Here is a 26,228-nt window from a genome sequence, read left to right on the forward strand (position 1 = left end):
CTCGGCGGTCGCCCGCTCGTCCCGGCGTCGGCTAGACCGGCTCCAGCTCGATCAGCACGACGTCGTTGGCCCGCATCGGCAGGTCGACAACAGCCTCGCCGCGCACCTTGATGACCTTCTCGATTTCAGATTGGTCTCGGGTCAGGCCCTGGAGCGTCGCTAGCTGCTCCGGCGTCAGGGCCTTGGGCAGGCCCATGTCGATATAGGCGCTGTAGGCGTCGTTGGCGCGATAGCCGGTGCGGCGCGCGCGCAGCCGGTAGGATCCCGACTTCAGCCCCGCCACCTTCAGCTTCAGGGGCTCGACGTCGAAGGTCGGGTGAAGACGCTGGTAGTAGGGCCGGTTGCTGACCTGCTGGTCGGGCTGGCGCCAGGCGTAGGCGAGCACCGCCACCCGGTCGCCGTCGCGCGCGGCGAACACCTGGCCGTCGTCGCTGGCCAGGGCCTGGCCCTTGATGGCGTTCAGGTACTTGTAAGCGAACCAGGCGGGTTTGCGGATTCCCTGCGGGTTCATCAGGCCGAAGCCGCCCTCGAACGGCTTGGTCGGCGGGCCCGGCTCCTCGAACAGGTCGGTATAGGTCCAGTAGCTCATGCCCTGGACCAGGCCCTGGGTCCGTTTCAGCTTCTCGACGATATAGGCGGCGCTGACATAGCTGTCGTGGACGCTGTCGCGTGGCGTGTAGCTGGTGCTCCACTCGGTGAAGTACAGCGGCAGGCCAGGAAACGCCGAGGCCTCGATCTGCTCGCGCACCCGCCGCACGTCGCCGACGATGGCGTCGGGCGACGGCGACAGCTTGGTGTCCTGCACGCCCTTCTCGTCGAGGAAGCCGCCGTCGACGCCATAGGTGTGGGTGGTGACGAAGTCGACGGGCGAGCCGCTGGCCTTCACATGGGCCAGGAACTCCGGAACCCAGGCCGCGCCGGCCGTGGAGGGACCACCTACCCGCAGGGTCGGATCGATCGCCTTGATGGCCCGGGCGGTAACGTCATAGAGCTCGAAATAGGCGGCTTGGTCGGCCTTCTCCCAGAAGCCGTCCAGGTTAGGCTCGTTCCAGACCTCGAAGAACCAGGTCCGCACCTCGGCCTCGCCATAGCGCTGGCGGACATGGCGCACGAAGGCGTCGATCAGGTCGCGCCAGGGGGCGAGCTTGGGATGGGAGGTGTTGCCCTTCCAGTAGAAGATCGTCAGGTCCGAGGTCTTCATGGCCTCGGGCGTGAAGCCCAGCTCGACGAACGGCTTGATCCCCTTGGCCAGCAGGGCGTCGTACAGCTTGTCCAGCTTCGTCCAGTCGTAGACGATCTTGCCGTCCCGGACCTTCACCGTGCCCAGCACGTCGTGGAACACCGCATGGAAGCGGATGTAGCGGAAGCCCAGCTCGTCGACCGTGCTCTTCAGCTGCGCCTGGCTGTCGTCACGGATCAGGGTGCCGGGGTAGTCCGAGCCGACGGACAGGTCGAAGAAGCGGTCGACCGGTCCAGTCGTCTTCCGCGCGTCGAGAGCGATGACGCGCGGCGCCGTCGCGGCATTGGCGACCAGCGGCAGGCTGGAGATGGCGGCCAGCAGGGCGCGGCGCGACAGGCGCATGGTGTGTCTCCCTCTTCGTTGGAAGCAGGGCTACACGGCCATGATAGCGCTATCAACGCCTATTGTAGGACAATTCCACTTCAGCGCCGCAGGGCGAAGCCGACATAGACTGTGCGCGGCGCCGAGTAGCTGGTGACCCCGTCGGCGGTCTGGCCGACGGCGAGGTCGGCGTCCAGGGCGTTGTCGGCGGCCAGATAGACCTCGGACGTCGGCGACAGCGCCCAGCCGGCGCGCAGGTCGACGCCCGTCCCGGCCTTCAGCACCCGCAGGTTCAAGTCGTCCTCGTAGCGCTTGCTCTCGTAGCGGAGGTCGGCGTCGAGGGTCAGACGCTGGACAGGCCGCCAGCGGACGCCGGCCGTCGCGGTCATCGCCGGGGCCTGGGCCGCACGCTTGCCGTCCAGCTGCGCCGCCGTCCCGCCGCCGTTGACCCGCGCATGAGTCGCCGAGAAGGCCGCCCGCGCGGTCCAGGCCGGCGTCAGGTCGGCGGCGACATCGCCTTCCAGGCCATAGGCGTTGATCTCGCCGGCGTTCTGGCGCTGGCGCAGCACGCCGCCGGCCGGGATGAAGCCGGCGATCGGGAAGGTCCCCGGGCCGATGCCGATGGTCACGTTGGTGATCGGATCCCGCACCTGGTTGTAGAAGGCGCCGAGGCTCCACCGCACGGTCCCCTCGCCGGTCAGGCCCGTCTCGACGCCGTACAGCGTCTCGGGCTTGAGGGCGGCGTTGGCCTCGGTGACGTCGTTGCCGACCCGGAACGGCCGGTGCAGCTCATTCAGCGTCGGCGGGCGGAAGCCGGCATAGGCGGCGGCCCGCACCCAGGTCTCGCCCGACAGGCGCTGGCGCACACCGACGCGGGCGGTCGGGGTCGTCCCGGAGGCGCTGGCCGGCGGAGCGTCCAAGGTCAGGGCGCCGGTCGCCGCATCCCGCTCGCGCCGGACGCCGCCGTAGGAACGCCAGCCATCCAGCCGCGCGCCAGCGGCCAGCGAGAAGTCGGGGCGGCTGTAGGCGGTCTCGGCATAGACCCCGCCGACCAGGGTCCGCCCGCCCGCCGTCCGCTGGCGGGTGAAGGCGCCGCCCATGTAGCGGAAAAGTTCGTGGGTCCGTCCTTCGGTCGCCCGGACGTCGCCGCCCAGCTCCCACGACCAGTCGCCTTGCCGGCCTTGCCAGGCGGCGTTGAGGCCGTAGCCGCTGGCCGGGGTCGAGTACTGGTCGTTGGCCGGGGTCGTGCCGGTGCGCCCGGCCGCGACGGCGGCGGAGGTGTTCTCCAGATCGCTGCTCCGCGCCCAGGCCTGCACGCGCCAGGCCTCGCCGGCCAGGGTCACGGCCAGCGAGCTGCCCGTGGCGTTGGACTTGGCGCCGAACAGGCCCGCGCCGCGCTTCTCCTGGAAGGTCGCCACGCGCGCGGCCCAGCGCACACCGCCGGCCTCGCCCTGGACGCGGGCGGCGATCGAGCCGTCCTCCAGGGTCGTGGGGACATCGGCCGCCCCCGCCGCCGAACCGCGCACGGGCCGGTAACCGTCGGTGCGCGAGCCGCTGGCGGTCAGCAGCAGGTGGTCGGTCCCGAAGGTCCCGGCCGCGCGCCAGCCGTCACGCTGGCGGGCCTCGGCCGTGAAACTGGTCAGCCCGCCGCCGGCCGCGCGCTCGCGCAGGGCCACGACGCCGGTCAGGGCGCCCGCGCCATACGGTCCCGCCCCGGCGCCGCGCACCACGGTCGCGCCGGACAGGCCCTCGCCCGGCAAGGCGGTCCAGATCACCCAGCCGCCGAACGGATCGTTCTGCGGCGCGCCGTCCAGCGTGACCAGCGCCCGGCCCGCGCCGGACGGAGCCACAGCCCTGAGCGAGAGCCCCTGGATGGTCGGATTGGCCGCGTCGCTGCCGGTGCGGCGGAACAGAGAGACGCCTGGCGTGGTCTTCAGGACGTCGTCCAGCCGCGCCTGAGCGCTCAGCTGAGCCTGATCGTACACGGCCGTCGAGAAGGCTTCCTGGCCCGCGAGCGGCGGCAGTCTCGGCGCCTCCACCACGACAGTGGAAACCGGAGGCGACGGGGCGTCGAACAACATTCCGAAACTCTACTACGACCGTTTTGTACGGTTTAGCCCAAAGTTTCGAACAACGCTATCGCTCCCAGCCCCCGCCCAAGGCCAGGAACAGAGTCACCTGGTCGGCCGCGACCTGGCTGTCGGAGGCCGCCAGCGCCGCCTCGGCCCCGGCGAGGGTGCGCTGGGCGTCGAGGCCAGCGAGATAGGGACTGCGGCCCGCGCGGTAGAGACGCTGGGCCTGGCCCTCGGCCAGCACGGCCTGGTCGCGCGCGGCCTTGAGGGCGGCCTGACGTTGGAGGTCGTGGGCGTAGGCGTCCAGGCTGGTCTCGGTCTCGCGCAGGGCCGTCAGCACCACGCCGTCGAACCGGGCCAGGGCCGCGTCGGCGCCGGCCTCGGCCTGGCGGATCCGCGCCCGCTCGCCTTCGCCCGGCAGGGTCCAAGTGATCAGCGAGCTCAGACCCCAGCGGTTGGCCGGCGCCTGGCCGATGTCGGCCAACAGGCCCGTCGAGCCCGCGCCCAGGCCCAGGGTGACGTTCGGATAGAGGGCGGCGGTGGCGACGCCGATCCGCGCCGTGGCGCCGGCCAGGGTCCGTTCGGCCTGGCGCACGTCGGGCCGGCGCTTCAGCAGGGCCGCGCCGTCGCCGACGGGGATCGCCTGGGTCAGGGTCGGCGGATGGACGCAAGCCTCGACCGCCTTGGGAAACTCGGCCGGCGGCTTGCCGGTCAGGGTCGCCAGCCTGTAGAGCGCCGCGCGCCGCCGGCTCTGGTAGGTCGGCAGGCTGGCCCGCGACAGGTCCAGCTGGGCCTGGGCGCGGGTCACGTCGACGGCCGTGCCTCTGCCCGCCTTCACCAGCTTACGGGTGACGTCCAGGCTGCGGCTCTGCAGGTCGACGGTGCGCTGGGCGACGGCCAGTTCGTGGCCGTTGGCGCAGGCCTCGACATAGGCGCGGGCGACGTCGGCGGCGACGCTGACGCGGGCCAGGTCCAGGGCCGCCTGGCTGGCCTCGGCGTCGGCGTGGGCGGCCTCAGCGGCGCGCCGAATCCGGCCAACCAGATCGACCTGGTAGGAGACCTTCACCCCGACATCGGCCAGGTTCTCGACCGGCAGCTGTTCGGACAACAGGTACTGCTCGCCCGACTCCCGGCTATGCATCGCCGCGGCCGAGGCCCCGACCGTGAAGCCGCCGGCGTCGTCGGCCTCGCCGGCCACGGCCCTGGCGCGGGCCAGGTTGGCGGCCGCGACACGCAGGTCGGTATTGGCCTTCAGCGCCTCCTCGACCAGGCCGTTCAGCACGGGGTCGTCATAGAGTTTCCACCAGCCGGCCGGGACCGGGTCCTGGCTGACAGCCTTCGAGGCCGCGCCCATGAACGGTCCCTGCGCGGTGGGGGCGTTGATCTTGGCCGCTTCCGGCAGCTTGTAGTTCGGGCCGACGGCCGCGCAGGCGGTCAGGGCCAGCAGCGAGCCGGCGACCGCCAGGGCTCGCACCAGTCTTCCTTGGGGGCTCATCGACCGGCTCCGACGACGGCGACCGTGGCGGTGCGGCCGGCGATCAGGCGCAGATCGCGCGGCGTCTGATCCAGGGCTACCCGGACTGGCACCCGCTGGGCCAGGCGCACCCAGCTGAAGGTCGGGTTGACGTTGGGCAGCAGGTTGCCGCTGGCGGCGCGGTCGCGGTCCTCGATGCCGGCGGCGATCGACTGGATGTGGCCCTTCAGGGGCCTCTCCTCGCCCATCACCTTGACCGAGACCGGCTGGCCGATGCGCAGGGACGACAGCTTGGTCTCCTCGAAATAGCCCTCGACCCGGAACGAGCGGCTGTCGATCAGGGCCAGCACCGGCTTGCCGGCGGTGACGTAGTCGCCGGTGCGCAGGGTCAGGTCCGACAGGAAGCCGTCGGTCGGCGCGACGACCACCGTACGCTCGAGGTTCAGGGCGGCGACGTCACGGGCGGCCAGGGCCTGGGACAGGGCCGCCTGGCTCAGCTCGACCTTGGACTGGCTCTGCTCGGTGATCTCGCCGGCGACTAGGTCGCCCAGGGCGCGGTTGCGCGACAGCTCCCGGCGGGCCTGGGCCAGGGCGGCGCGCTGGGCCTCGACGGCGGCGTCTGCCTGGCGCAGGGCCAGGGCATAGCGTTCGCGGTCGACATAGAACAGCGGCTGGCCGGCCTTGACCGTCTGGTCGTTGACCGCCTCGACGCGGGTGACCAGGCCCGACACGTCGGGGGCCACCTGCACGACGTCGGCGCGGACGCGGCCGTCGCGGGTCCAGGGATCGACCTGGTAGTGGGTCCACAGCGCCTTGCCGCCGATCAGGGCGGCGATCACGACGGCGCCAGTGACGGCGACGCGAGCGGTGTACATCAGGGTGGTTTTCAACGGGGGCATGGTCAGGTTCAGAATTTGAGGGGCGAAGGGACCGTCACGACGGCGGCCCACAGGATGACGAACAGGGCGGTATCGAAGAGCGCCGGGTGCCAGACGAACCGGTAAGCGCCGACCTTCGACAGCGCGCGGCGCAACAGGAACGAGGCGGCCAGGGCGATCAGGGCCGAGACCAGAACGGACGACAGGAAGACCCCGTCGATGTTCAGCTCACCGGTCATCGGGCGGCCTCCGGAACGAAGGCGGGCGCCTCCGGGAACAGGTTGCGGCGCAGGCCCACCAGGCCCGACACGCCCTGCACCGCCGAGGCGGCGGGGGCGATGGACAGGCCGCGCAGAGCCGCGTCGATGCGGCCCAGCAGGTCCTCGCCGGGCTTGCGACGCTGGCCGGCGGCCAGGGCGGCGAAGTGATCGCCGACACCGTCGAGGGCCGCGTCCAACTGGTCCTTGCCCTCGGGCGGCAGGTCAGGGCGGGCGGCCTGGACGGCGACCAGGTTCATGCCGATCCGCAGGTCGCGCAGGGCGTCAACGCCGACGAAGTCGTGGCGCGGGCCAGCCTGGGCCAGCTTGGGCGTCAGCATGCCCAGGCGATCGACCAGGATGGCGGCGAAGGCGGCGGCCTCCGGCGCCTGGCGGGCGCGGGACAGACGCGCCAGGCCCTTCCAGGTGCGGACCAGCAGGCGCCGGGCGCTGGCGTCGACGCCCATCGAGCGCAGGCCCGCCGTGACCATGATCGCGAACAGCAGGCCGACGAACTGGCCCAGATTGCCGTTCAAGAACCCGGCGAAGTCGGCGCTGAAGGTCTCCTGCAGGGCCAGGGCGTTGCAGAAGCCCATCAGCACGGCCAGGGCCGAGCCCATGGTCGCGGGATTGGGGATGAACAGGCCCAGCAGCAGCAGCGGCGGGGCCATGGCCAGGACCAGCATCGGAAAGCCGTCGATCGCCGGCAGGATGGCGAACATGTAGACCGCCGCCAGCGGCAGCGAGAACAGCGAGTAGAGGCCGAAGTTCTTGATGGCCGGCACGGGGTCGTCCATCGCCGCGAAGAAACAGCAGAACACCGCGGCCATCACCGGCGCGGCCGCCCCGTCGCCCCAGCCGGCCAGGATCCAGGTGGCGCAGGACAGCAGGATGGCGATCGCCGCCGCCCCGCCCGACAGTAGGGCCAGCGGCAGGTCGGCGTGCATCGGCCGCTGGCTCCTGGCGCGGGCGGCGGCGTCCAGTTCGGGCGACAGCGGCGCGTCCGGGTCGGCCAGGCGGGTCATCAGGGCGTGGCCCTCGCCGAGGGCGCGGACCGTCTCGGCCAGACGCGCCAGCAGGCTCTCGATCAGCAGGTTGGACCAGGCCGAGCCGCGACGGCGCGCGGCCAGGTCCTCGAGACGCTCGACCAGGTCCAGGCCCCGCTCGCGCGGCGAGCCGGCCTCGATCCAGGCGATGACGGTGTTGAGAGCAGCGCGGACGCGGTCGTCGCGCACCTCGCGCAGGGCTTCCATGCGATCGGCTAGGCCCGACAGCAGCGGGATCAGCAGCAGCATGCGCTCGTGCAGGGCGCCGACGACGCCGGAGGTCTCGCGCAGGCGCGAGGTGTCGAACGGCAGGTGCGTCGCCAGCATCTGGATCTCGCTGGCGGCGGCGGCCAGGTGGCGGCGGTCGCGGGCGATGGCCTCGCCGTCCTCGCCGCGCAGCACGTCCAGCGCCCAGCGGTCGGCCTCGCCCAGCCAGGTCTTGAGGCGATAGCGCAGCACCGCGCCGACGGGGCGCGGGAAGACCAGGCTATGGACCAGGGTGGCGCACAGGATGCCCAGGCCGATCTCGATCACCCGCGAGACGGCGACGTCGAAGATCGCGCCGGGCTGGCCGACGCTGGGAAAGCCAATGATCGCGGCCGTGTAGCCGGCCAGCATCAGGACGTAGCTGCGCGGCGTGCGGTCCAGCAGCGAGATGGTCAGGCAGCCGCCGACCCACAGCGACAGGGCCAGCGACAGCAGCCACGGCGCGTTGACCAGGTTCGGCACCAGGGCGACGGCGGCCATGGCGCCCAGGATGGTGCCCAGCACGCGATAGACGGCCTTGGACCGCACGGCCCCGGCCAGCGGCTGGCTGACGATATAGGCCGTGGTCATCGCCCAGTACGGGCGCGGCAGGCCCAGGGCGAAACCGATGTAGAGGGCGAGCATCGCCGCCGCGAAGCTGTTCACCGAGAACAGCAACGTGTGCCGATCGAATTTCGGAAACATGGGACTAGCGTTCAGCCCCCTGCCCCGCGGCCGCGTCCAGGGCGGCCTCGAAGGCCGCGAAGGTGCGAACGGCGGCGGCCAGGTCAGCGTCGGCGACCTCGGCCAGCATCTGGGCGCGCACCACCTGCACGGCGTCCTCGACCACGGCGGCCAGCGCCAGGCCGTCGGCCGTCAGGTGCAGAGTCTTGGCCCGCTTGTCGGAAGGATCGTCGCGGCGCTCGACCAGGCCCGCCTGGCTCAGTTGGTCCAGGATGCGGACCAGCGACGGCCCTTCCACCCCGATCTCCTCGGCCAGCATACCTTGGCGCATGCCGCCGCCGGCGCGGGCGATATGCAGCACCGGCAGGGCCTTGGCGTCCGAGATGCCGTGGGCGGCCAGGGCGCGATTGACCTCGCGCCGATAGACCCGCGCCAGGCGCAGCAGGCCTTGGGCGAAGGCGCGTTCATCGAGGGTGCGAGGCTGGGTCATGGAACGACGATATTTATCAATAGGTAGCTTCCTATCTAATTTAGATAGCATCCTACCTATTCCGCCGCAAGAGCGAGGCCGTGGGACGGCCTTAACCTGTCAAGCGAGGCATCATCGCGATCATCCCATCGGTCCTGGCCCGGACCTCGGGCGATCCAAGGCAGCTGACCAGCGCATCGTAACCTGGCGCTCCGGGCGCGATTCGAACCCTGAAGGGCGGCGCGTGGTTCGCCGGGCAGAAGATCACCGCCTCATCCTCCGTGGCCTCCTCCGGATCGAGGATGGCGGAGGAGCGGGTCAGCATGAACAGCGGCGAGCGCTGATGCGCGCGCCGGCGCAGGTCGGCAATCACCGCCCGCTGCGTGGCTTCATCCAGCCCCTGTTCGATCATGTCGATGACGAGGCTGTTCGGGCGCCCCTGCTCCAGGCCGACCACGAGCACGCGCAGGGCGTCGGAGACGGTCGCGCCCTCCTCCACCAGCCACGCGATCGACGCCTCCACGCGCTCGCGCAGCACGGGGTCGGCCTCCATGGCGCGCTCGACCTCGGCGCGGCGGTCGATACGGTCCAGCCCTAGGAAGACGCCGTTGGGCAGATGGCGAGCCAGCGTCCACGCCAGCCTCGTCTTCCCGCTGCCCAGGGGGCCGACGACATAGTTGAGCGCGCGGACGCCGCGCACCTCGAACCACTCGCCGCCCCAGGGCCACGGGAGATCGAAGCCCACGACCAGGGCGTCGGGCGCCGCCAGGCCGGCGAGGTCCGGCACGGTGGGCGGCTGGCCCTGGCCCAGGGCTCGCCTCAAGGTGTCGACCTTCTTCAGTCGTTGGCCGAGTTGGTCGAATTCCAGTTCAAGCCCGGTCTGCAAAGCCGCCAGCGCGGGTTCCAGCCCCTCGGCCGCTCCCCCCATGACCCGCTCCACCTGCCTCAGGCTGAAGCCCAGCGACCGCAGGGCGACAATCTCGGCGGCGCGCCGGAGGTCGTCTGGCCCGTAAGCGCGCCAGCCCGTGGCGGTACGCGCCGGACGAAGAAGACCACGTTCCTCGTAGAGGCGAAGCGCCTTGGCCGAGACGCCAAGGTCGCGGGCCGCTTCGGACGGGCTCAGGGCGTCGACGGAAGCACGCATGTTTCAATCCGCTGTTGCTGACCGCCACCTCTATGGGGCCGGCCCCAGGGGCCGGGTCAAGAGGCGACGGATCAGCTCAGCGCCGCGTCGGCTGTTACCCCAGCGCCTTCTTGTACAGCGCCAGCAGGTTGCTCCAGGCCTTCTCGGCGGCGGGCTCGTTGTAGACTTGGCTGCCCTTGACGGTCCAACCGTGGGCGGCGCCGGCGAAGACCTCGACCTGGGCCGGGCGCTTGGCCTCGGCGAAGGCGGCCTTCAGCTTGTCCTTCACGTCCGGCTCCTTCTGGTCGTCGTTGTCGGCGATTTCGATCAGGTAGTCGGCGTGAGTCTTGGGGATCAGCAGGTGCGGGCTGTCGGCGTCGGCCGTGACCAGGCCGCCGCCGTGGAAGGTGGCCACCGCGCCGATCCGGCCCGGAACCGCGCCGGCGGTGCGGAACGACAGCGGGCCGCCCATGCAGTAACCCTGCACCCCGACCTTCTTGGTCTTGTCGGTCTTGGCCTGAGCATCCAGGAAGGCGACATAGGCCGCCGCATCCTTGAACGTGCCCTCGGGCGTCACCGAGGCGCGCAGCGGCGTCAGCTTGGCGCGGTCGTCGGGATTGGCGAAGTTGAACGCGCCCTCGACCACCGGAGCCTTCTTGACCCGGTAGTAGAGGTTGGGAACCAGCACGACATAGCCGGCCGCGGCCAGGCGGCGGCCCATGTCGCGGAACACCGGGCGCAGGCTCATGACGTCGGGCCACACCAGCACGGCCGGGTACTTGCCCTTCGCCTTGGGATAGAACAGGGCCGCGTCGGCGACGCCGTCGGCGGTCTTGATCTCGACGTCCTTCTCCTCGACCGTCCCGTCGGCGCGGGCGACCGAAGCGACGCCGGTGGCGGCGACGGTCATCAAGCCGAAGGCGCGGCGGGACAGACGGGGGTCATGAACAAGGCCCGGGTGGATGTCGTCATCGCACATGGCGGTCTCCTCCTGAATGTACGGCTTGGTACGCTATAACCGCGTTATCCGTCAGCCCATCCATTTTAAGTGGCGACCTGATAAGTCGCTCTACCAGGCAACAGCAGGTCCTGCTTGCGGCCGTCGCACAGGGCGTAGCTGAAGCCCGACTGGATAGCCCAGGCCCCGACCTCGCCCGCCTTGTTGATGGCCAGGAAGCCGACCTGGATGTCCTTGGCCTGGGGCTTCTTCTTCAGGATCCGCTCGACGGCCTCGCGGCAGGCGGCCTCGGGCGAGCGGCCCTGACGCATCAGTTCGACGACCAGGAAGCTGCCGACATTGCGGATCACTTCTTCCCCAACACCGGTCGAGGTGGCGCCGCCGACCTCGTTGTCGACATAGAGGCCTGCACCGATGATCGGGCTGTCGCCCACCCGGCCGCGCATCTTCCAGGCCATGCCGCTGGTGGTGCAGGCGCCCGCGATGTTCCCCTTGGCGTCGATGGCCAGCATGCCGATGGTGTCGTGATTGTTCGCCCCGCCCGGCGTGCCCAGCTGGCCGGTGGTCTTGCCGTAGTCGCCGACCTCGCTGTTGGCCTTGGGCTGATACCTGGCGTCCTTCTTCCAGGCCTCCCAGGCGGCCTTCGACTCCGGCGTCAGCAGCTCTTCGTACTTGAAGCCCTGCTCCAGCGCGAACTGCAGGGCCCCTGCCCCGACCAGCATCACGTGCGGGGTCTTCTCCATGACCTTGCGAGCCACCGAGATCGGATGGTCGATATGCTCCAGAGCCGCGACCGAGCCGCAGTTGCCCAGCTCGTCCATGATGCAGGCGTCCAGCGAGACATGGCCGTCACGGTCGGGATAGCCGGCCCGACCGACGCTGTGGTTCTTCAGATCCTGCTCGGGCACGCGCGCCCCGGCCTCGACCGCGTCAAGGGCCCGCCCCCCCTTGGACAGCACCGCCCAGGCGGCCTGGTTGGCGGCGACGCCGAAATCCCAGGTGGAGATCACGCAGGGGCCTTGCAGCTTGGTCACGGCCTCCGCCGCCGACGCCTTGGCGCCGATCATCGCCGATCCGGCCAGGGTCGCGCCGATCAGGCCTCTACGATTCATCATTCCCGTGTGCTCCAAGAAGACCGCGCCGATTCCCTAGCACGACCCCGGAGAGACACGATGACCGCCGACCGCGTCCTGCTGGAAGTCTGTGTCGATACGCCCGCCGGATTGGCGGCGGCAATCGCGGGCGGCGCGGATCGGATCGAACTTTGCGCGGCCCTGGGCCTGCAGGGCCTGACTCCCGCCCCCGGCCTGATGGCCCTGGCGGCCGGCGCGCCGATTCCAATCTATCCGATGATCCGGCCGCGCAATGGCGACTTCTGCTTCGACGCCGGCGACCTGGACGCCATGCGGCGGGATATCGACGCCGTGCGCCAGTACGGGCTGGCCGGTGTGACGATCGGCGCGAACCAGCCAGACGGCGAGCTCGATCTGGACGTGCTGGAAAAGCTGGTCGCACACAGCGCAGGCCTGGGTATGACCCTGCACCGCTCGTTCGACTTCGTCACGGATCAGCCGGCGGCGCTGGAGGCGGCGATCGCCCTGGGCTTCGAGCGCGTGCTGACCTCGGGCGGGGCCCTCACCGCTCTGGCGGGGGCCGAGCGCATCGCCGAGCTGGTCGCCCAGGCCAATGGCCGCATCCGCATCCTGGCCGGCGCGGGCGTGCGCGCCTCGAACGTGGCCGAACTGGTCGCACGGACCGGCGTGCGCGAGGTCCACGGCTCGTTCGGCGGCCCGATCCCTGGCTCCGATCCGGCGTCCCGGCTGGTGACGATGGGCTTCGTGCCGGCCGAGATGCGCGACACCGATCAGGCGGCGGTGGCGGCGGTCTCGCGGATCCTGCGCGACCTCTAGCGTCCTACTTCGCCGGGTGGCTCTTCACCCAGGTCTCGTAGACCTTGATCGCCTTGGCCGGCTGGGTCCCGAACCACGCATAGCCGTTGCGGCGCTCCAGCGAGAGTTCGTTGGCGTCGTCGCGCAGGGTCTTGTCGCGCTCGCCGAAAACCGGCTTTCCGGCCGTGCTGTAATAGCGCGACCACAGCGGACCCGCGCCCGCCTGGTCGACCAGGCGGCGGCCCTCGGGGTCGCCCTTCCCGCCGATCCAGGCCTTGCCCAGGATCGCCGAGCCCTGCATCCAGGCCACGCCCGCATGGACGGCGGCGACCTCCGCCGGGGTCGGGTCGGGCAGGCTCATCAGGTACAGCAACAGGTCGGCGCTCTCGCCCGTCGACAGGGCCGGAGGCTCGAAGTTGCGACCGGCGACCGGGGCCAGGGTGAACGGGTCGGCCTGCTGCCCCCAGATGGTCGGCTTGCCGTCGACGCGGATCTGCGAGGCGACGATGACCTCGCGGCCCTTCCTGGCCGCCGCGCCGGCCTTGGCGCGCAGGTCGGCGGGGACGAAGGCGAATTCCGGCTTGGCCTCGGAGACCTCGGTCAGCAGGGCGGCGGCCTCGGAGACGGCGTTGTCGTTGAAGGTGACGGCGTCGTGATAGCCGCCCTCCAGCGGCCAGACCTGCGGCCAGCCGCCGTTCGGGAACTGGGCGGCCAGCAGATAGCGCACGCCCTTCAGGAAGCTCTGGCGATAGACCTCCCCGTCCTTGCCGGGCGCCCGGGCCGCGACCTTAGCCAGGAAGCGCAGCTCGGTGATCGTGGCGTTGTTGTCCAGCGTGCCGACATAGCCCCACCTGGGGTCGCGGGCGGCGTCGAAGTCAGCTTCGCTGAGGTGCTTTGAATTGTTGTCCGAGGCCCAGGGCTGGCCAGGCAGTCGCAGGGGTCCGGTGCGATCCTGGTTCTTGCTCCAGCCGCCGGCCGGGGTCTGGAAGCTGACGATGACGTCGGCGACGTGGCGGGCCTCGGGCGAGGCGTACCAGGCCGCGTCCCTGTCCAACGGCATGCCGCCGTCGCCGTGACCGGTCGGAGGCGGCGGCGGGGCGGCTTCGCCCGGCCTCAGCTCGGCGGCCAGGGCGGCGCGGTCGGCCTTCTCCTGGGCGGTCGAGCGATCGAGATAGGCCTTCCAGGCCGGTTGCTGGGCGGCCGGCAGCTTGGCGATCCGCTCGGCGGTGATCGGCTGGGCCGGGACGTTGGTTCCGATCACGCCGGCGAAGGCGGGCGCAGCCAGGATGCTGGCGGACAGGAACAGGCCGATGGCTGCGGCGCGATAGGTCATCCGGACGTCTCTCCCCGACGGCGTCGTTGTCGTTGGACGCCCTTGTGTCACGGGAATGATACCGGTTTCCTACGGCGATGAAACGGGTCTGAAATCAGCCCTCGATGATGTGCGGAATAAACCGCGAGCGGTCGCGCGTCACCCGCCCCCGATCCTCGCGCACGCCGATCCCAGCCGGCTGATCGCCGATGACCCACGAACCCACCACCGGATAGTTCACGCCGAACTTCGGCGGCGGCTTCAGTTCCTGGCGGATCCAGCCTTCCTCGCCATAGCCCTGGTCCAGCACCCGGCCCTTGCGGCCGTCCTTCCAGAGCTCGACGTTCGCCCCCTCGCGGCTGAACAGCGGCTTGCGGGCGTAGCTGGAGCCCAGGCGCTCGACCCTGGGGTCGTCGTCGAAATAGGTCTCCAGCAGGTTCGGATGACCCGGATGGCGTTCCCAGAGCAAGGGCAGCAGAGCCTTGTTCGACAGCACTGCCTTCCACGGCGGCTCCAGGAACAGGGTCTTGGAGCCGGCGATATTGGCCGCGTACGGCTCGCGCAGCATCTCTTCCCAGGGGTGCAGCTTGAAGATCGCGCCGATCAGGTAGTTGTCCTGGTCGACGAAGCGCCCGTCGGCGTCGAGGCCGATCTGCTGGATCGGCACGAACTTGGGCTCCAGGCCGGCCAGCGTGGCCATGTCCTCGAGGAACCGCACCGTCTGGCGATCCTCGACGAAGTCGGGATCGCTGGCGAAGTGGACGAAGCCGCCGCTTGGGAAGATCGTCTTGAACCGCTCGGCCAACTGGTCGTGCAGGCTGTTGAACTGGTCCGTGCTCTCGGGGAGTTTCCCCTGCTGGATCAGGTCCTCCAGCCACAGCCATTGGAACACCCCCGCCTCGTAGATGCTGGTCGGGGTGTCGGCGTTGTACTCGTAGAGCTTGGGCGGCCCTTCTCCGTCGTAGAAGAAGTCGAAGCGGCCATAGAGCGAGGGATCACGCGCCTTCCACGAGGCGGCGACCACGTCACGCGAGGCTTCCGGGATCTGGAGCCGGGCCATCAGGGCGTCGCTCTGGACGGCGTCCTCAACCAGCTCCAGGCACAGCCTGTGCAGCGCCTCGGTGGCTGGCTCGATATGGCCCTCGATCTGGTCGAGCGTGAAGGCGTAGGCCGCCCGCTCGTCCCAGTAGCGGCGGCCATCGGCGTGATGCCAGGTGAAGCCGACCGCCTCGGCCTTGGACTTCCAGTCCGGTCGAGGCGTCAGGGTGAGGCGGCGCATCAGGCGTCCGAGCCGTCCTTGTTGACCTTCACCTTGTCCTCGATGGCCAGCATCGGGGCGGGCAGAGCCTCGTCCTTCGGGGCCATCAGGCGGGCCAGCACGTCCTCGGCCCCGCCGCCGCCCGGCAGGATGCCGGCGGCCGCGAGCTTGGCGTCGAGATCGGCGCCGGTCTTGCGGTCTTCCGACTCGCTGTGCAGGCGGAACTGCTCCTCGCGGACCGACTGGCGCTCCTTGATGCGCTTGAGGCTGTCGGCGGCCGAGCCGACCACGCCACTGGCCGAGCCCGAGCGCGAGATCACGGCGGCCTGGGCCTTCTGGACGCTCTCGTTGACCTTCACGATCTCGATCTCGCGACGCAGCGCCTCGACCTTGGTGTCGGTCTGGGCGATGATCGTGCGCAGCTTTTCCTCGGCCGCGCGCAGTTCGGTCATCTGGGTCGACTTCTGACCGGCGTCCTTCTCGAGGTCGGCAATGCGCTGGGCCACTTCCAGGGCCAGGGCCTGATCGCCCTTGTTCATCGCCGCGCGAGCCGAGGACTCGTACTTGCGCGACTGGTCGGTCAGCTGGGCGACCTCGGTCTCCAGGCTGCGGCGCCGCGCGACCAGCTTGGCCAGTTCGTCGCGAGCCTTGCCCTGGGCGTTGTCGGCGTCGCGAATCTCCTGGTCCAGGATCCGCAGGGCGTTCGCGTCCACGATGGTCTGCGCACCGTCATGCGCGGTCCCGCGGAACAGGGCCGAGAGCTTGCTCCAGATCGACATCAGTAAGTCTCCGGTCTCTGTCTTTAAGCGGCCGCGACGCGGCTCTTTTCGAAGGAATCGCGCAGGTCGCTGGCGGCGGCGATGGCGTTGTCGGCCAGGGTGCGCAGCTCGATGATCAGCGTCTGCAGGGTGGTCTTGGACGAGATCTCGCCCATCAGCTCGTAATAGTCACGGCCGTCGACCGTGGTGATGCCGAAGTTCGACAACGGCACGATCTTCTGGGCCTTGAGCAGGAACTCGTTGAAGGCCGCGCGGTGGTTCTGCTCGTCGCAAGGCCACAGGAGGGTCGAGACGACCAGCTGCAGCGCGCCGCCGCTGACATAGACCGGCAGGTCGCCGAACTCGTGCATCACGACCTGCAGCACGGGCTCGACGCCCTCGACGACGGTGACGGTCATCTCGTCCTCGCGGACGAGAGCGCTCTCCACCAGCGCGTCGCGCAGCGTGTGGATCGTCCAGGCGGTGTCGATAACGGAATCCATGTGTCTGACGCCCTTGGGGGGATTGGGGTTGGTCTTCAAGGCCGGGCCGCGAACCGACTCCACGACGATCGACTGGACGGCCGAGAGGATGTCGGGCTTGCACGCCGCCGGCGCCCAGACCTCGATCTTCACGAAGCCCGCATTCCGACGGGCCTCGCGCCACGCGCGGGTCCTTTCAGCGGCTTGAGCGCTTCTCGTCGGTTTCACGGCCATGCGTTACATGTACGCATAACATGTACGCTTGACAAGACACCGTTCGGCGTCATCCTGCGACCGACTTAACCTGAGGGCAAGCGCGCCGTCGGGCAATTCGGCGTCGCCTCTTAGATAGGCGCGCCGGCCAGGTATTCGAGGGCTCGCGGACCGCGATGTTCGGAAAGCTTTTCGGCAGGAAGGACGCGTCGCGCCCCGCTCTGCCCGTCATCCGCAACGTGACGATCGGCCGGACGGTGGTGCTGGACCCGCTGGCCTGGCGGCGCTTCGGGGCCGAGACCAAGTTCGCGCTCGACCGCGACACGCTGGAGATCACGGCCCAGGGCCTGATCCAGCTGAACGACGGCGCGTTCGTGCATCGCTTCTACACGGACGACGAGATCCTGTTCCAGGTCGTCTCGGACGATCGCGAGGGCCAGCGCGCCAACGACTTTACCGTCTTCGTCCCGTGGGCCAGCGACTACCCGGCCGACCGCGCCGATCGCGACCTGTGGGCCCAACGTCTGCGCGCCCGGACATTCCAGGTCGAGGGCCTGCCCGAATACCGCCGCCTGTGGTTCGGCGACGAGGCTCCGCAGCAGGATCCGGTGACGCTGTGGGAAGACGTCTTCTACGACCGCGAAGCCCAGACGCCTGACCGGCGGCTGTTCCAGACCACGATGCTGTTCCACCGCGACCTCGCCGGCGGCGACGGCCGCGAATTGCTGCTGGCGCTGACGGCCGAGCCGGAGGAGAGCAGCGACGTCACGCACGAGACGATGATCGGCCTGCCGTTGTCGGTGGGCGAATTCCGGGCCTAAGGGGAGCTACAGCCAGATGTTCGACTTCAGCGCATTCCAGGACGGCGCGACGGCGTTCCTGCTGGCCTTCGTCGTGGCCGGCCTGTTCACCATCGCCTTCAAGTACATCTACCAGTGGGTGACGCCCTACAACGAGAAGGCGCTGATCCGCGCGGGCAACACCGCCGCCGCCATCGCCCTGGCCGGGGCGCTGATCGGCTACGTCCTGCCGCTGGCCTCGGCGCTGAGCCACACGGTCAGCCTGCCGGAGTTCGCCGCCTGGGCCGCCCTCGCCGGCGTGATCCAGATCGCCGCCTTCACCGGCGTGCGCCTGGTCGCCCTGCCCGACGTAAAGGCCCGCATCGAGAACAACGAGGTCTCGATCGGCGTCTACCTGGCCGGCATCTCGATCGCCGTCGGCGTGCTGAACGCCGCCTGCATGACTTCGTGAGGGCCGGAGCAATGACCACGCGCAAGCGCTCCAGTTCACTGAAGCTGACCACCATGCTGGCCGGCGCGACCGCGCTGACCCTGTCGGGCTGCGACGACCCCGGCGCCCAGGCGAGCTGGGATCCCAATCGCGGCGAACAGGTCGAGGCCTTCAGCTACAAGTCCCTGGAAGAGTGCAAGGCGGCCAATGAGGTCTCCGACCAGCAGTGCGAGACCTCGTACGCCACCGCCCAGAAGGACGACCAGAAGAACGCCCCGCGCTATGAGGCTCGCGCCTCGTGCGAGGACGTCTATGGCGTCGGCAACTGCGTGCCGCGCAGCGAGGCCAATGGCGGCGGCAGCTTCTTCACGCCCCTGCTGGCTGGTTTCGTGATCGGCCGGATGTTGGACGGTGGCGGCGGCTACTATCGCGGGACCGGCCTCTATCGCCGGGACGACGCTTATGGCGGCGGTTACTATTCGACCTGGGGCGGACGCCTGGGCCGCGACTACGGCACCGGCCGCACCGTCATCAGCAAGACCAGCATCGACCCGCCGGACGTCATTCGGCAGGCGCCGCCCAAGATCCAGACCCGCACCTCGGTCGTCTCGCGCGGCGGTTTCGGCGGCGGCCGCAGCTACGCCCACAGCGGCGGATACAAGGGCGGTTTCGGCGGCTGATCCGGCGCCTGCATTTTTGCGATTGACTCGCAATTACTAGTCCTATCTAGTTGCGAGGTGTTCGCAAGAGCGCGTCGGGCCGCTCACCGAAGTCGGTTCGCCACGGCGGGTGTCGGCCCCCTGCTTGGCGAGGAGATTTCCGGCGTGCGGCCCGACCATTTCCCCGATCCTTTCGTCGACGCTCAACTCGACCATTGCGGTCCCGTCGGCTTGGCCGAGGGCGAGCGGATTCTTCTCTGGATGCTGCGACAATGGGTGACGGCCCGGGTGCTGGGCGAAGAGCCTGGCGCGCGGCTGTCGAACAAGGCTGGCGGCCTGGTCTCCCCCCGGGTCGCCGCCGCTTTCATCCTGATGATGACCGCCATCGAGGGTCAGGTCCGGCGTCCGCTCTGCATTTCCGCGCCCTGCTGCGGCGGCTATGCGGACGACGAGCAGCGCCTGATCACCGCCTGCGGCGTCTGCCCCGCCTCGCCCGAGATCGCCGGCCGCCTGATCGAGGGCCTGGTGGTCACGCCCGAGACCGTGACTGTGATGGCGCGCTTCCTCAACACCGCCCTGGCCAATGACGGCAAGGCCCTGCCGATGCGCTTCGACGAACCGGAACGACCGGTTCAGCCGATCCGGCGGCCGACCTTCCACTAGCCCCGCCAGCCCTCCCGGGCCAGCCGCCCCGCCAGGGCCTGCGCCGCCATCACCACGTCGCGCCAGGTCGCATCGAAGTCAGAGCCATCGCCATAGTAGGGATCGGACACCGCCCGCCCCTCGTGGCCGGGAACCAGGTCCAGCAGCAGCCCCAGCTCCGCCGTCGCGTCGCGCGGCGCCATGGCCTGCAGGCCCGTGAGGTTGGTGTGGTCCAGGGCGTAGATGTGGGTGAAGGTCTTGAAGTCGTTCTTCGTCACCTTGCGGGCGCGCTGCCGGCTGATGTCGACGCCGTTACGGCGGGCCACGGCGATGGAGCGGGGATCGGGCGGCTCGCCCGTGTGCCAGCCGCCGGTGCCGGCGGAGTCGGCCAAGACGTCCAGACCCAGCATCTTGGCTTCCGCCCGAAAGGCGCCTTCGGCCAAGGGCGAGCGACAGATGTTGCCCAGGCAGACGAAGAGTACCGAAGCCTTGGCCATCACGCTTTTCCCCAACCACCGCCGCCCGGCGTCTCGATGACGATGGCGTCGCCCGCGCCGACCTCGACGAGGTCGGTGGCGGCCATCGGCGAAACGCTACCATCGGCGCGCTCGATATGCGCTGCGCCCAAAGCGCCCGCCCCGCCGCCTTCCAGCCCGAAAGGCGGCACGCGCCGGCGGTTGGAGAGCAGGGTCGCGGTCATCGGCTCGCGGAAGCCGATCTTGCGCACCACCCCGTCGCCACCGCGATGCGCGCCCGTCCCGCCCGATCCACGCCGGATCGAGAAGGCCTCGACCAGCACCGGGAAGCGGGTCTCCAGCACCTCGGGATCGGTCAGGCGGCTGTTGGTCATGTGGGTCTGGACGGCGTCGGTTCCGGCGAAGTCCGGCCCCGCCCCCGAGCCGCCGCAGATGGTCTCGTAGTACTGCCGCCGCTCGTCGCCGAAGGTGAAGTTGTTCATCGTGCCCTGCGCCCCGGCCATCACGCCCAAGGCGCCATAGAGGGCGTCGACCACCACCTGGCTTGTCTCGACATTGCCGGCCACCACCGCCGCCGGATAGCGCGGCCGCAGCATCGAGCCCTCAGGAATGACCAGCTCGACCGGCCGCAGGCAGCCGTCGTTCATCGGGATCTCGTCGTCCACGAGCGTGCGGAAGACGTACAGCGCCGCCGCCCGGCAGATCGAGGCCGGGGCGTTGAAGTTGGTCGGGACCTGGTCACTGGTGCCGGTGAAGTCGACGCGGGCGGTGCGGGCCTGCTGGTCGACCGCGATGGCGACCTTCACCACCGAACCGTCATCCAGCTCGTAGGCGAACGACCCGCTCTCCATCGTCGCCAGCACGCGGCGGACCGCCTCTTCGGCATTGTCCTGGACGTGGGCCATGTAGGCCTCGACGACGTCCTGGCCGAACTCGGCGACCATGCCGGTCAGCGCTTCGGCTCCGCGCGCGCAGGCGGCGATCTGGGCCTTGAGGTCGCCGATGTTCTGGTCGGGATTGCGCGCCGGCCACTTGCCCGAGGCCAGCAAGGTCCGCGTCTCGGCCTCCAGGAACCGGCCACCCTCGACCAGCAGGAAGTTCTCGATGAGGACACCCTCCTCCTCGACCGTCTTGCTGGTCGGCGGCATCGAGCCTGGCGTGATCCCGCCAATGTCGCCCTGGTGCCCTCGCGCGGCGACGTAGAACAGCAGGGCAGCGTTCTTGTCGAACACCGGCATGACCACCGTCACGTCCGGTAGGTGGGTGCCGCCGTTGTAAGGGGCGTTCAGCATGTAGACGTCGCCGGGCTTCATGCCGCGTCCGTCATGCTCGCGCGCGTCACGGATGGCTCGCACGCTGTCGCCCATCGAGCCCAGGTGCACCGGCATGTGCGGGGCGTTGGCGATCAGGTCGCCGTCGCGGCTGAACAGCGCGCAGGAGAAGTCCAGCCGCTCCTTGATGTTGACCGAATAGGCCGTGTTCTGCAGGGCGAAGCCCATCTCCTCGGCCACGGCCATGAAGAGGTTGTTGAACACCTCCAGCATCACCGGATCGGCCTCGGTTCCGATGGCCTTACGGGTAGGCAGGGCGACGACGCGGTCGAGGATCAGGTTCAGATGGGGGTCCACGATCGCGCGCCAGCCGGGCTCGACGATGGTCGTGCCGGTGGCCTCGCGGATGATGGCCGGGCCGAGGATCGCCGTACCGATGGCCAGGGCTTCGCGGTCGAAGACGGGCGTCGTGTGGAGCGCGCCGGCCATGCGGGTTTCGACGGTGGCGAGAGGCTCGATATCACCTGACGTAGCGGATTTGCAGCCCGCTGCGTCACCCGCGTCCGAATGTCCGATCGCCTCGACCGACAGCGTCTCGACCACCAGCGGCGTCGCCGGCGAGGTGAAGCCGAAGCGGCGCTGGTGCAGGTCTTCAAACGCCTCGCGAACCGTGTCGCCGAACGGCACGACCAGCGGCGTGTCCGTGCCAGCGTACTTCACCCGTAGGCTGGCGATCGTCTCGACCGAGGCCATCGGCACCTCCTGGGCGCGCAAGGCCGCCTCGGCCTCGGCCGCCAGCACCTTCGCGCGTTCGGCCAGGTCACCCACGGCGTCCAGCGGCCGCTCGACCGTCTCCTCGCGGATCAGCCGCAGGTCGGCCAGACCCATGCCGTAGGCTGAGAGGACACCCGCGAACGGGTAGATCATCACCTTGGTCATGCCCAGGGCGTCGGCCACCAGGCAGGCATGTTGCCCACCCGCTCCGCCGAAACAGGCCAGCACATAGCGCGTGACGTCGTAGCCGCGCTGGATCGAGATCTGCCGCACGGCCTTGGCCATGTTCTCGACGGCGATGGTGACGAAGCCCTCGGCGATGTCGTGCGGGGTCATGGCCTTGCCGGTCGCCGCCGCGATCTCGACGGCGACGATCTCGAAGCCGCGCGCCACGGCCTCGGCGTCCAGCGGCAGGTCGGCGTTGGGCCCGAACACCTTGGGGAAGAACTCCGGCCGCAGCTTGCCCAGCATGACGTTGCAGTCGGTGACCGTCAGCGGCCCGCCCCGGCGATAGGCCGCCGGCCCCGGGACCGCGCCGGCCGAGGCTGGCCCCACCCGCAGCCGCGCGCCGTCGAACGAACAGATCGAGCCGCCGCCAGCCGCGACGGTGTGGATGTTCATCATCGGCGCGCGCATCCGCACCCCGGCCACCACGGTCTCGAAGGCCCGCTCGTACTGGCCGGCATAGTGGCAGACGTCGGTCGAGGTGCCGCCCATGTCGAAGCCGATCACCCGCTCGAAGCCGGCCTCGCCCGCCGTCCGCGCCATGCCCACCACGCCGCCGGCCGGACCGGACAGGATGGCGTCCTTGCCCCGGAAGGCCCGCGCGTCGGTCAGGCCGCCGTTCGACTGCATGAACAGCAGCCGGGAGTCGTGACCCAGCGCTCCCGCGACCTGGTCGACGTAGCGCCGCAGGATCGGCGACAGGTAGGCGTCGACCACCGTCGTGTCGCCCCGCCCGACCAGCTTCATCAGCGGGCTGACCTCGTGGCTGACCGAAACCTGCGTGAAGCCGATCTCGCTGGCGATCTTGGCGACCCGCGCCTCGTGATCCGTGAAGCGGAAGCCATGCAGCAGCACGATGGCGATGGCGCGGAAGCCCGCGTCATAAGCGCTTTGCAAACCCACCCGCGCGGCGGCCTCGTCCAGCGGCCGCAGCACCTGGCCCTCGACGCTCACCCGCTCGTCGATCTCGACGACGCGGTCATAGAGGGCTTCCGGCTTGACGATGTGGCGTTCGAACAGCTTGGGCCGCGCCTGGTAACCGATCCGCAGGGCGTCGGCGTGACCTCTGGTGATCGCCAGCACCGTCGGCTCGCCCTTGCGCTCCAGCAGCGCGTTGGTGGCCACGGTGGTGCCCATCTTCACCGCGTCGATGGCCGCGCCCTCGGGCAGCAGCGCCCGCACGCCCGCCACGGCGGCGTCGGCATAGTGCTCGGGATTTTCCGACAGCAGCTTGTGGGTGATCAGCGACCCGTCCGGCCGCCGCGCGACGATGTCGGTGAACGTGCCGCCCCGGTCGATCCAGAATTCCCAGCCGCGCGGGTGCTCAGTCATGAGGGGCGGAACTCCTTGCTCCGCCCCTCATAGCCAGCGCGAGGCGCCTACTTCAACAACCCAGTCAGCTCGGCCACCTGCCACAGGCCCAGCAACAGGAAGATCAGCGCCGCGCCGATGCGGACATACTTCAGCGGCACGACCTTGGTCGCCACCTCGCCCAGATACACGGCCGGGACATTGGCCAGCATCATGCCCAGGGTAGTGCCGGCGGCGACCCAGAAGATCGAGTGGAACTTGGCGCCCAGCGCCACGGTGGCGATCTGGGTCTTGTCGCCCATCTCGACCAGGAAGAAGGCGATGGCCGTGGTCACGAACACGCCGTAGCGGCCGGCGCTGGTCCCTTCCTCGTTATCGGCCTTGTCGGGGATCAGGGCCCAGGCGGCCATGGCGATGAACGAGACGGCGATCGCCCACTTGAACCAGGCGCCGCTCAGGAAGTCCGCGACCCAGTAGCCGGCGGTCGCGGCCAGGGCGTGGTTGGCCAGGGTGGCGACCAGGATGCCCAGGATGATCGGCACGGGCTTCTTGAACCGCGTGGCCAGGATGATGGCCAGCAGCTGGGTCTTGTCACCGATCTCGGCGATAGCCACGACCAGGGTCGAGACGAGCAGGGATTCCACTGAAAAAGTCCTCCGGGCCGGGCGCATGCCAATAGCGTCGACGCCCACCCGGCCCGGATGGAAATCGGCGCCATTGGTCTCGCCAAGGAAGCTGCAAGTCCGCTTCCCTTCCCCGCGCCATGATCCGGAGATCAAGTATGTTGACGGCGGGGCCCGCTGATAGGCGCGGGCGGCTACTCCCCAAAGGTGAGGCGGCGTTTAGCCGAGGGAGCCCGCGCCGTCAACGCGCCAAGTCAGCGCATCAGGCGACCGCGGCCGGCGCGTCGAACCTTAGAACGTGGATCGCCACCCGCACCTTGCCGGCCGTGAAATTCGCGCCCACGGCCGTCAGCAGCACGGGCGTGTCGGCATAGTAGGCCGTCGGCCCGATCACCCCGATATTGCTGGCGTTCTTCGCAACGCCCAGCGAGCCGCCGAACTTGCCGACCTCGCCCGCGACCCCACAGTTGTAAGCGGTCGCCCCCGTCACCGCGACCGTGGTGCGGGTCGAGACCGCCAGCACGATGGCGCGATTGGGAATGACGATCGTCGTCGCGGTCGAGGAGCCCGTCAGCGTCACCTCCTGCTCGACAATCTCCAGCCGGGTGTTGGCCAGGTTCGGCGAGGCGGCGGCCGTCGTGCTGCGGAAGGTGGCCGACAGCGGGATCCAGGCCACGCCGTCGAAGGCGACCATCTGGTTCTCGTCCTTGACCCAGGCCAGCACGCCCTCGGCGGGGGCCATGGCCTCCCAAGCGCCCGCCTCGAAGCGCATCAGGGTTCCAGCCGCTTGCCCCGCCCAGGCCGCGCCCGTCGCGCCGGCCGGCAGGATCCAGACGCCTCCAGCGGCGGGACTGCCCGGCTGGACCACGACCGCGCGGCTCTCGACAGCCAGTTGCACCAGGCCGTCCAGCCGAGCGAGGCTTTCGTTGATCGGGATGTGCTTCTGCGCCTGGGCGGCGACCACATAGGGCAGGCCGAGGCGAGGCGTGACGTCATCGAAGATCGGGTCGGGCATTTGGGTGCGGCTCCGGGAGCGGATTGAGATCGCTCCCAGCATCACGTCGCCGCGAGGACCGGGGACGAAGCGTGCTCCACCCCCGTGCTTCACCCGTCTACTCGGCGGCGAAAGCCAAGTGATTTCCGGAGGTAAGCGCCGTCTTGGCCGCCAGTTCGGCCTTGGCTTGCTCGTACTCCGCCGCGAACTTGGCGATGAGTTCGGCGGCCGGCAGCACTTCCTTGATCGCGCCGATGCCCTGGCCCGAACCCCAGATGTCGCGCCAAGCCTTGGCTTCCTGGTTGCCGCCCGAGCCGAAGCTCATCTTCGACGGATCGCTCTGCGGCAGGTTGTCGGGATCGAGACCCGCGTTGACGATCGACGCGCGCAGGTAGTTGCCGTGCACGCCGGTGAACAGGTTCGAATAGACGATGCCGTCGGCTTGGCCCTCGACGATCGCCCGCTTGTAGCCCTCGATGGCGTTGGCCTCCTCGGTGGCGATGAAGGCCGAGCCGATATAGGCCAGGTCCGCGCCCATGGCCTGGGCGGCCAGGATCGAGCGGCCCGAAGCGATCGAGCCCGACAGCGCCACCGGCCCGTCAAACCACTGGCGGATCTCCTGGATCAGGGCGAACGGCGACAGGGTGCCGGCGTGACCGCCGGCGCCGGCCGCGACCGGGATCAGACCGTCCGCGCCCTTCTCGATGGCCTTGCGGGCGAAGCGGTCGGTGATGACGTCGTGCAGGGTGATGCCGCCGTACGAGTGGATCGCCTGGTTCAGGTCCTCGCGCGCGCCCAGCGAGGTGATGACCACCGGCACCTTGTATTTGACGCACATCGCGATGTCGTCTTCGAGGCGGTTGTTTGTCTTGTGGACGATCTGGTTGACCGCGAACGGCGCCGACGGCGCTTCGGGGTGGGCCTTGTCATAGGCCGCCAGCTCCTCGGTGATCCGAGCCAGCCACTCGTCCAGTTGCGACAGGGGCCGGGCGTTCAGCGACGGGAACGAACCGACGATCCCGGCCTTGCACTGGGCGATCACCAGGTCGGGATTGCTGATGATGAACAGCGGCGAGGCGATGACCGGCAGGCGCAGACGGTCACGCAGGATGGGCGGCAAGGCCATGAAGAGGCTCCCCTTTGGAGGTCGGCTTGAGACGCCGAATATGTGATCACCGATCAGATTAAACGCGCGTTTGGCCCAGATGCAAGGTGAAGAGAAGACTTGGCGCAAGGCTTGACGGCCCTAACGGCAGGGGCGCATCACGAACGAAAAGCAAAAAATGCTGCACCGCAGGAGAGAGACGCTTTGACCGTGGCGACGACGCCCCTGGCCGAGGATT

Annotated in this window: 24 protein-coding genes and 1 riboswitch; of the genes, 5 read left to right on the forward strand and 19 right to left on the reverse strand. The window is 69.6% G+C overall.

Annotation, left to right across the window (positions count from 1 at the left end; all coding sequences use genetic code 11):
- Positions 1 to 31: 31 nt before the first annotated feature.
- The 10 genes from K8940_RS16340 to K8940_RS16385 form a co-directional block, all read right to left on the reverse strand.
- The gene (locus K8940_RS16340; protein ID WP_223391139.1) at positions 32 to 1,582 is read right to left on the reverse strand and encodes a GH39 family glycosyl hydrolase; all 1,551 of its coding nucleotides are present in this window, start codon (positions 1,580 to 1,582) and stop codon (positions 32 to 34) included.
- An 80-nt stretch (positions 1,583 to 1,662) separates the two neighbouring features.
- Complete coding sequence (locus K8940_RS16345; protein ID WP_223391140.1) at positions 1,663 to 3,642, reverse strand: TonB-dependent receptor; 1,980 nt, start codon at positions 3,640 to 3,642, stop codon at positions 1,663 to 1,665.
- Positions 3,643 to 3,697: 55 nt separating this feature from the next.
- The gene (locus tag K8940_RS16350; protein WP_223391141.1) at positions 3,698 to 5,128 is read right to left on the reverse strand and encodes an efflux transporter outer membrane subunit; all 1,431 of its coding nucleotides are present in this window, start codon (positions 5,126 to 5,128) and stop codon (positions 3,698 to 3,700) included.
- Positions 5,125 to 6,006: an efflux RND transporter periplasmic adaptor subunit gene (locus K8940_RS16355; protein ID WP_223391142.1), complete on the reverse strand. Its 882-nt coding sequence runs from the start codon at positions 6,004 to 6,006 to the stop codon at positions 5,125 to 5,127. Before K8940_RS16355 ends, K8940_RS16350 begins: the two co-directional genes overlap by 4 nt.
- An 8-nt stretch (positions 6,007 to 6,014) precedes the next feature.
- Positions 6,015 to 6,224: a DUF1656 domain-containing protein gene (locus K8940_RS16360; RefSeq protein WP_223391143.1), complete on the reverse strand. Its 210-nt coding sequence runs from the start codon at positions 6,222 to 6,224 to the stop codon at positions 6,015 to 6,017.
- Positions 6,221 to 8,239: an FUSC family protein gene (locus K8940_RS16365; RefSeq protein WP_223391144.1), complete on the reverse strand. Its 2,019-nt coding sequence runs from the start codon at positions 8,237 to 8,239 to the stop codon at positions 6,221 to 6,223. Before K8940_RS16365 ends, K8940_RS16360 begins: the two co-directional genes overlap by 4 nt.
- Before the next feature lie 4 nt (positions 8,240 to 8,243).
- On the reverse strand, positions 8,244 to 8,708 hold the full coding sequence (locus K8940_RS16370; RefSeq protein WP_223391145.1) for a MarR family winged helix-turn-helix transcriptional regulator: 465 nt from the start codon (positions 8,706 to 8,708) through the stop codon (positions 8,244 to 8,246).
- A gap of 91 nt (positions 8,709 to 8,799) precedes the next feature.
- Positions 8,800 to 9,831 (reverse strand): MerR family transcriptional regulator, encoded by a 1,032-nt coding sequence (locus tag K8940_RS16375; protein WP_223391146.1) that lies wholly within the window; start codon positions 9,829 to 9,831, stop codon positions 8,800 to 8,802.
- Between the two features lie 94 nt (positions 9,832 to 9,925).
- Positions 9,926 to 10,789 (reverse strand): dienelactone hydrolase family protein, encoded by an 864-nt coding sequence (locus K8940_RS16380; protein WP_223391147.1) that lies wholly within the window; start codon positions 10,787 to 10,789, stop codon positions 9,926 to 9,928.
- 65 nt (positions 10,790 to 10,854) lie between these two features.
- On the reverse strand, positions 10,855 to 11,883 hold the full coding sequence (locus K8940_RS16385; RefSeq protein ID WP_223391148.1) for a N(4)-(beta-N-acetylglucosaminyl)-L-asparaginase: 1,029 nt from the start codon (positions 11,881 to 11,883) through the stop codon (positions 10,855 to 10,857).
- Between the two features lie 57 nt (positions 11,884 to 11,940).
- Here K8940_RS16385 and K8940_RS16390 point away from each other — a divergent pair, with 57 nt between their 5' ends.
- On the forward strand, positions 11,941 to 12,678 hold the full coding sequence (locus K8940_RS16390) for a copper homeostasis protein CutC (protein WP_223391149.1): 738 nt from the start codon (positions 11,941 to 11,943) through the stop codon (positions 12,676 to 12,678).
- A 4-nt stretch (positions 12,679 to 12,682) separates the two neighbouring features.
- On the opposite strand, the gene pelA is transcribed toward K8940_RS16390, so the two are convergent.
- The 4 genes from pelA to K8940_RS16410 form a co-directional block, all read right to left on the reverse strand.
- The gene (gene pelA, locus K8940_RS16395) at positions 12,683 to 13,990 is read right to left on the reverse strand and encodes a pectate lyase (RefSeq protein WP_223391150.1); all 1,308 of its coding nucleotides are present in this window, start codon (positions 13,988 to 13,990) and stop codon (positions 12,683 to 12,685) included.
- Between the two features lie 94 nt (positions 13,991 to 14,084).
- Positions 14,085 to 15,248 carry a glutathionylspermidine synthase family protein gene (locus K8940_RS16400; RefSeq protein ID WP_223391151.1) on the reverse strand — a complete coding sequence of 388 codons (1,164 nt, stop codon included), beginning with the start codon at positions 15,246 to 15,248 and terminating at the stop codon, positions 14,085 to 14,087.
- Positions 15,248 to 16,006, reverse strand: a complete 759-nt coding sequence (locus K8940_RS16405) for a PspA/IM30 family protein (RefSeq protein ID WP_223391152.1) — start codon at positions 16,004 to 16,006, stop codon at positions 15,248 to 15,250. The genes K8940_RS16400 and K8940_RS16405 overlap by 1 nt, the downstream gene beginning before the upstream one ends.
- A 23-nt stretch (positions 16,007 to 16,029) precedes the next feature.
- Positions 16,030 to 16,701, reverse strand: a complete 672-nt coding sequence (locus tag K8940_RS16410) for a YjfI family protein (protein WP_223391153.1) — start codon at positions 16,699 to 16,701, stop codon at positions 16,030 to 16,032.
- A gap of 155 nt (positions 16,702 to 16,856) precedes the next feature.
- Here K8940_RS16410 and K8940_RS16415 point away from each other — a divergent pair, with 155 nt between their 5' ends.
- The 4 genes from K8940_RS16415 to K8940_RS16430 all read left to right on the forward strand — a co-directional run bounded on the left by K8940_RS16415 (position 16,857) and on the right by K8940_RS16430 (position 19,232).
- A complete protein-coding gene (locus tag K8940_RS16415) occupies positions 16,857 to 17,501 on the forward strand; it encodes a YjfK family protein (RefSeq protein ID WP_223391154.1) in 645 nt (214 codons plus the stop codon).
- Positions 17,502 to 17,517: 16 nt separating this feature from the next.
- A complete protein-coding gene (locus K8940_RS16420; RefSeq protein ID WP_223391155.1) occupies positions 17,518 to 17,931 on the forward strand; it encodes a DUF350 domain-containing protein in 414 nt (137 codons plus the stop codon).
- 11 nt (positions 17,932 to 17,942) lie between these two features.
- The gene (locus K8940_RS16425; RefSeq protein WP_223391156.1) at positions 17,943 to 18,590 is read left to right on the forward strand and encodes a DUF1190 domain-containing protein; all 648 of its coding nucleotides are present in this window, start codon (positions 17,943 to 17,945) and stop codon (positions 18,588 to 18,590) included.
- 144 nt (positions 18,591 to 18,734) lie between these two features.
- Positions 18,735 to 19,232, forward strand: a complete 498-nt coding sequence (locus K8940_RS16430) for a hypothetical protein (RefSeq protein WP_223391157.1) — start codon at positions 18,735 to 18,737, stop codon at positions 19,230 to 19,232.
- Here the strand turns inward: K8940_RS16430 and K8940_RS16435 are convergent.
- The 5 genes from K8940_RS16435 to K8940_RS16455 all read right to left on the reverse strand — a co-directional run bounded on the left by K8940_RS16435 (position 19,229) and on the right by K8940_RS16455 (position 26,011).
- Complete coding sequence (locus K8940_RS16435) at positions 19,229 to 19,708, reverse strand: low molecular weight protein-tyrosine-phosphatase (RefSeq protein WP_223391158.1); 480 nt, start codon at positions 19,706 to 19,708, stop codon at positions 19,229 to 19,231. The genes K8940_RS16430 and K8940_RS16435 overlap by 4 nt on opposite strands.
- Entirely contained in the window at positions 19,708 to 23,289 is a 3,582-nt protein-coding gene (locus K8940_RS16440) for a hydantoinase B/oxoprolinase family protein (RefSeq protein WP_223391159.1), read from the reverse strand. Before K8940_RS16440 ends, K8940_RS16435 begins: the two co-directional genes overlap by 1 nt.
- A 47-nt stretch (positions 23,290 to 23,336) precedes the next feature.
- Positions 23,337 to 23,912, reverse strand: a complete 576-nt coding sequence (locus K8940_RS16445; protein ID WP_223391160.1) for a TMEM165/GDT1 family protein — start codon at positions 23,910 to 23,912, stop codon at positions 23,337 to 23,339.
- A 57-nt stretch (positions 23,913 to 23,969) separates the two neighbouring features.
- Positions 23,970 to 24,107: riboswitch (yybP-ykoY riboswitch) on the reverse strand.
- Positions 24,108 to 24,153: 46 nt separating this feature from the next.
- Positions 24,154 to 24,894 carry a DUF2793 domain-containing protein gene (locus tag K8940_RS16450; RefSeq protein WP_223395883.1) on the reverse strand — a complete coding sequence of 247 codons (741 nt, stop codon included), beginning with the start codon at positions 24,892 to 24,894 and terminating at the stop codon, positions 24,154 to 24,156.
- Between the two features lie 109 nt (positions 24,895 to 25,003).
- The gene (locus K8940_RS16455; protein WP_223391161.1) at positions 25,004 to 26,011 is read right to left on the reverse strand and encodes an NAD(P)H-dependent flavin oxidoreductase; all 1,008 of its coding nucleotides are present in this window, start codon (positions 26,009 to 26,011) and stop codon (positions 25,004 to 25,006) included.
- Positions 26,012 to 26,228 lie beyond the last annotated feature (217 nt).

The organism is Caulobacter segnis, from assembly GCF_019931575.1.
GTDB lineage: Bacteria > Pseudomonadota > Alphaproteobacteria > Caulobacterales > Caulobacteraceae > Caulobacter > Caulobacter segnis_C.

Bases quoted from the DNA above. Each gene is read 5' to 3' on its own strand.
- K8940_RS16365 (WP_223391144.1), bottom strand. From the start codon at position 8,239: ATGTTTCCGAAATTCGATCGGCACACGTTGCTGTTCTCGGTGAACAGC.
- K8940_RS16370 (WP_223391145.1), bottom strand. From the start codon at position 8,708: ATGACCCAGCCTCGCACCCTCGATGAACGCGCCTTCGCCCAAGGCCTG.
- K8940_RS16420 (WP_223391155.1), top strand. From the start codon at position 17,518: ATGTTCGACTTCAGCGCATTCCAGGACGGCGCGACGGCGTTCCTGCTG.
- K8940_RS16415 (WP_223391154.1), top strand. From the start codon at position 16,857: ATGTTCGGAAAGCTTTTCGGCAGGAAGGACGCGTCGCGCCCCGCTCTG.
- K8940_RS16385 (WP_223391148.1), bottom strand. From the start codon at position 11,883: ATGATGAATCGTAGAGGCCTGATCGGCGCGACCCTGGCCGGATCGGCG.
- K8940_RS16350 (WP_223391141.1), bottom strand. From the start codon at position 5,128: ATGAGCCCCCAAGGAAGACTGGTGCGAGCCCTGGCGGTCGCCGGCTCG.
- K8940_RS16390 (WP_223391149.1), top strand. From the start codon at position 11,941: ATGACCGCCGACCGCGTCCTGCTGGAAGTCTGTGTCGATACGCCCGCC.
- K8940_RS16345 (WP_223391140.1), bottom strand. From the start codon at position 3,642: ATGTTGTTCGACGCCCCGTCGCCTCCGGTTTCCACTGTCGTGGTGGAG.
- K8940_RS16455 (WP_223391161.1), bottom strand. From the start codon at position 26,011: ATGGCCTTGCCGCCCATCCTGCGTGACCGTCTGCGCCTGCCGGTCATC.
- K8940_RS16410 (WP_223391153.1), bottom strand. From the start codon at position 16,701: ATGGCCGTGAAACCGACGAGAAGCGCTCAAGCCGCTGAAAGGACCCGC.
- K8940_RS16375 (WP_223391146.1), bottom strand. From the start codon at position 9,831: ATGCGTGCTTCCGTCGACGCCCTGAGCCCGTCCGAAGCGGCCCGCGAC.
- K8940_RS16435 (WP_223391158.1), bottom strand. From the start codon at position 19,708: ATGGCCAAGGCTTCGGTACTCTTCGTCTGCCTGGGCAACATCTGTCGC.
- K8940_RS16355 (WP_223391142.1), bottom strand. From the start codon at position 6,006: ATGCCCCCGTTGAAAACCACCCTGATGTACACCGCTCGCGTCGCCGTC.
- K8940_RS16440 (WP_223391159.1), bottom strand. From the start codon at position 23,289: ATGACTGAGCACCCGCGCGGCTGGGAATTCTGGATCGACCGGGGCGGC.
- K8940_RS16405 (WP_223391152.1), bottom strand. From the start codon at position 16,006: ATGTCGATCTGGAGCAAGCTCTCGGCCCTGTTCCGCGGGACCGCGCAT.
- K8940_RS16400 (WP_223391151.1), bottom strand. From the start codon at position 15,248: ATGCGCCGCCTCACCCTGACGCCTCGACCGGACTGGAAGTCCAAGGCC.
- K8940_RS16360 (WP_223391143.1), bottom strand. From the start codon at position 6,224: ATGACCGGTGAGCTGAACATCGACGGGGTCTTCCTGTCGTCCGTTCTG.
- K8940_RS16380 (WP_223391147.1), bottom strand. From the start codon at position 10,789: ATGTGCGATGACGACATCCACCCGGGCCTTGTTCATGACCCCCGTCTG.
- K8940_RS16425 (WP_223391156.1), top strand. From the start codon at position 17,943: ATGACCACGCGCAAGCGCTCCAGTTCACTGAAGCTGACCACCATGCTG.
- K8940_RS16340 (WP_223391139.1), bottom strand. From the start codon at position 1,582: ATGCGCCTGTCGCGCCGCGCCCTGCTGGCCGCCATCTCCAGCCTGCCG.
- pelA (WP_223391150.1), bottom strand. From the start codon at position 13,990: ATGACCTATCGCGCCGCAGCCATCGGCCTGTTCCTGTCCGCCAGCATC.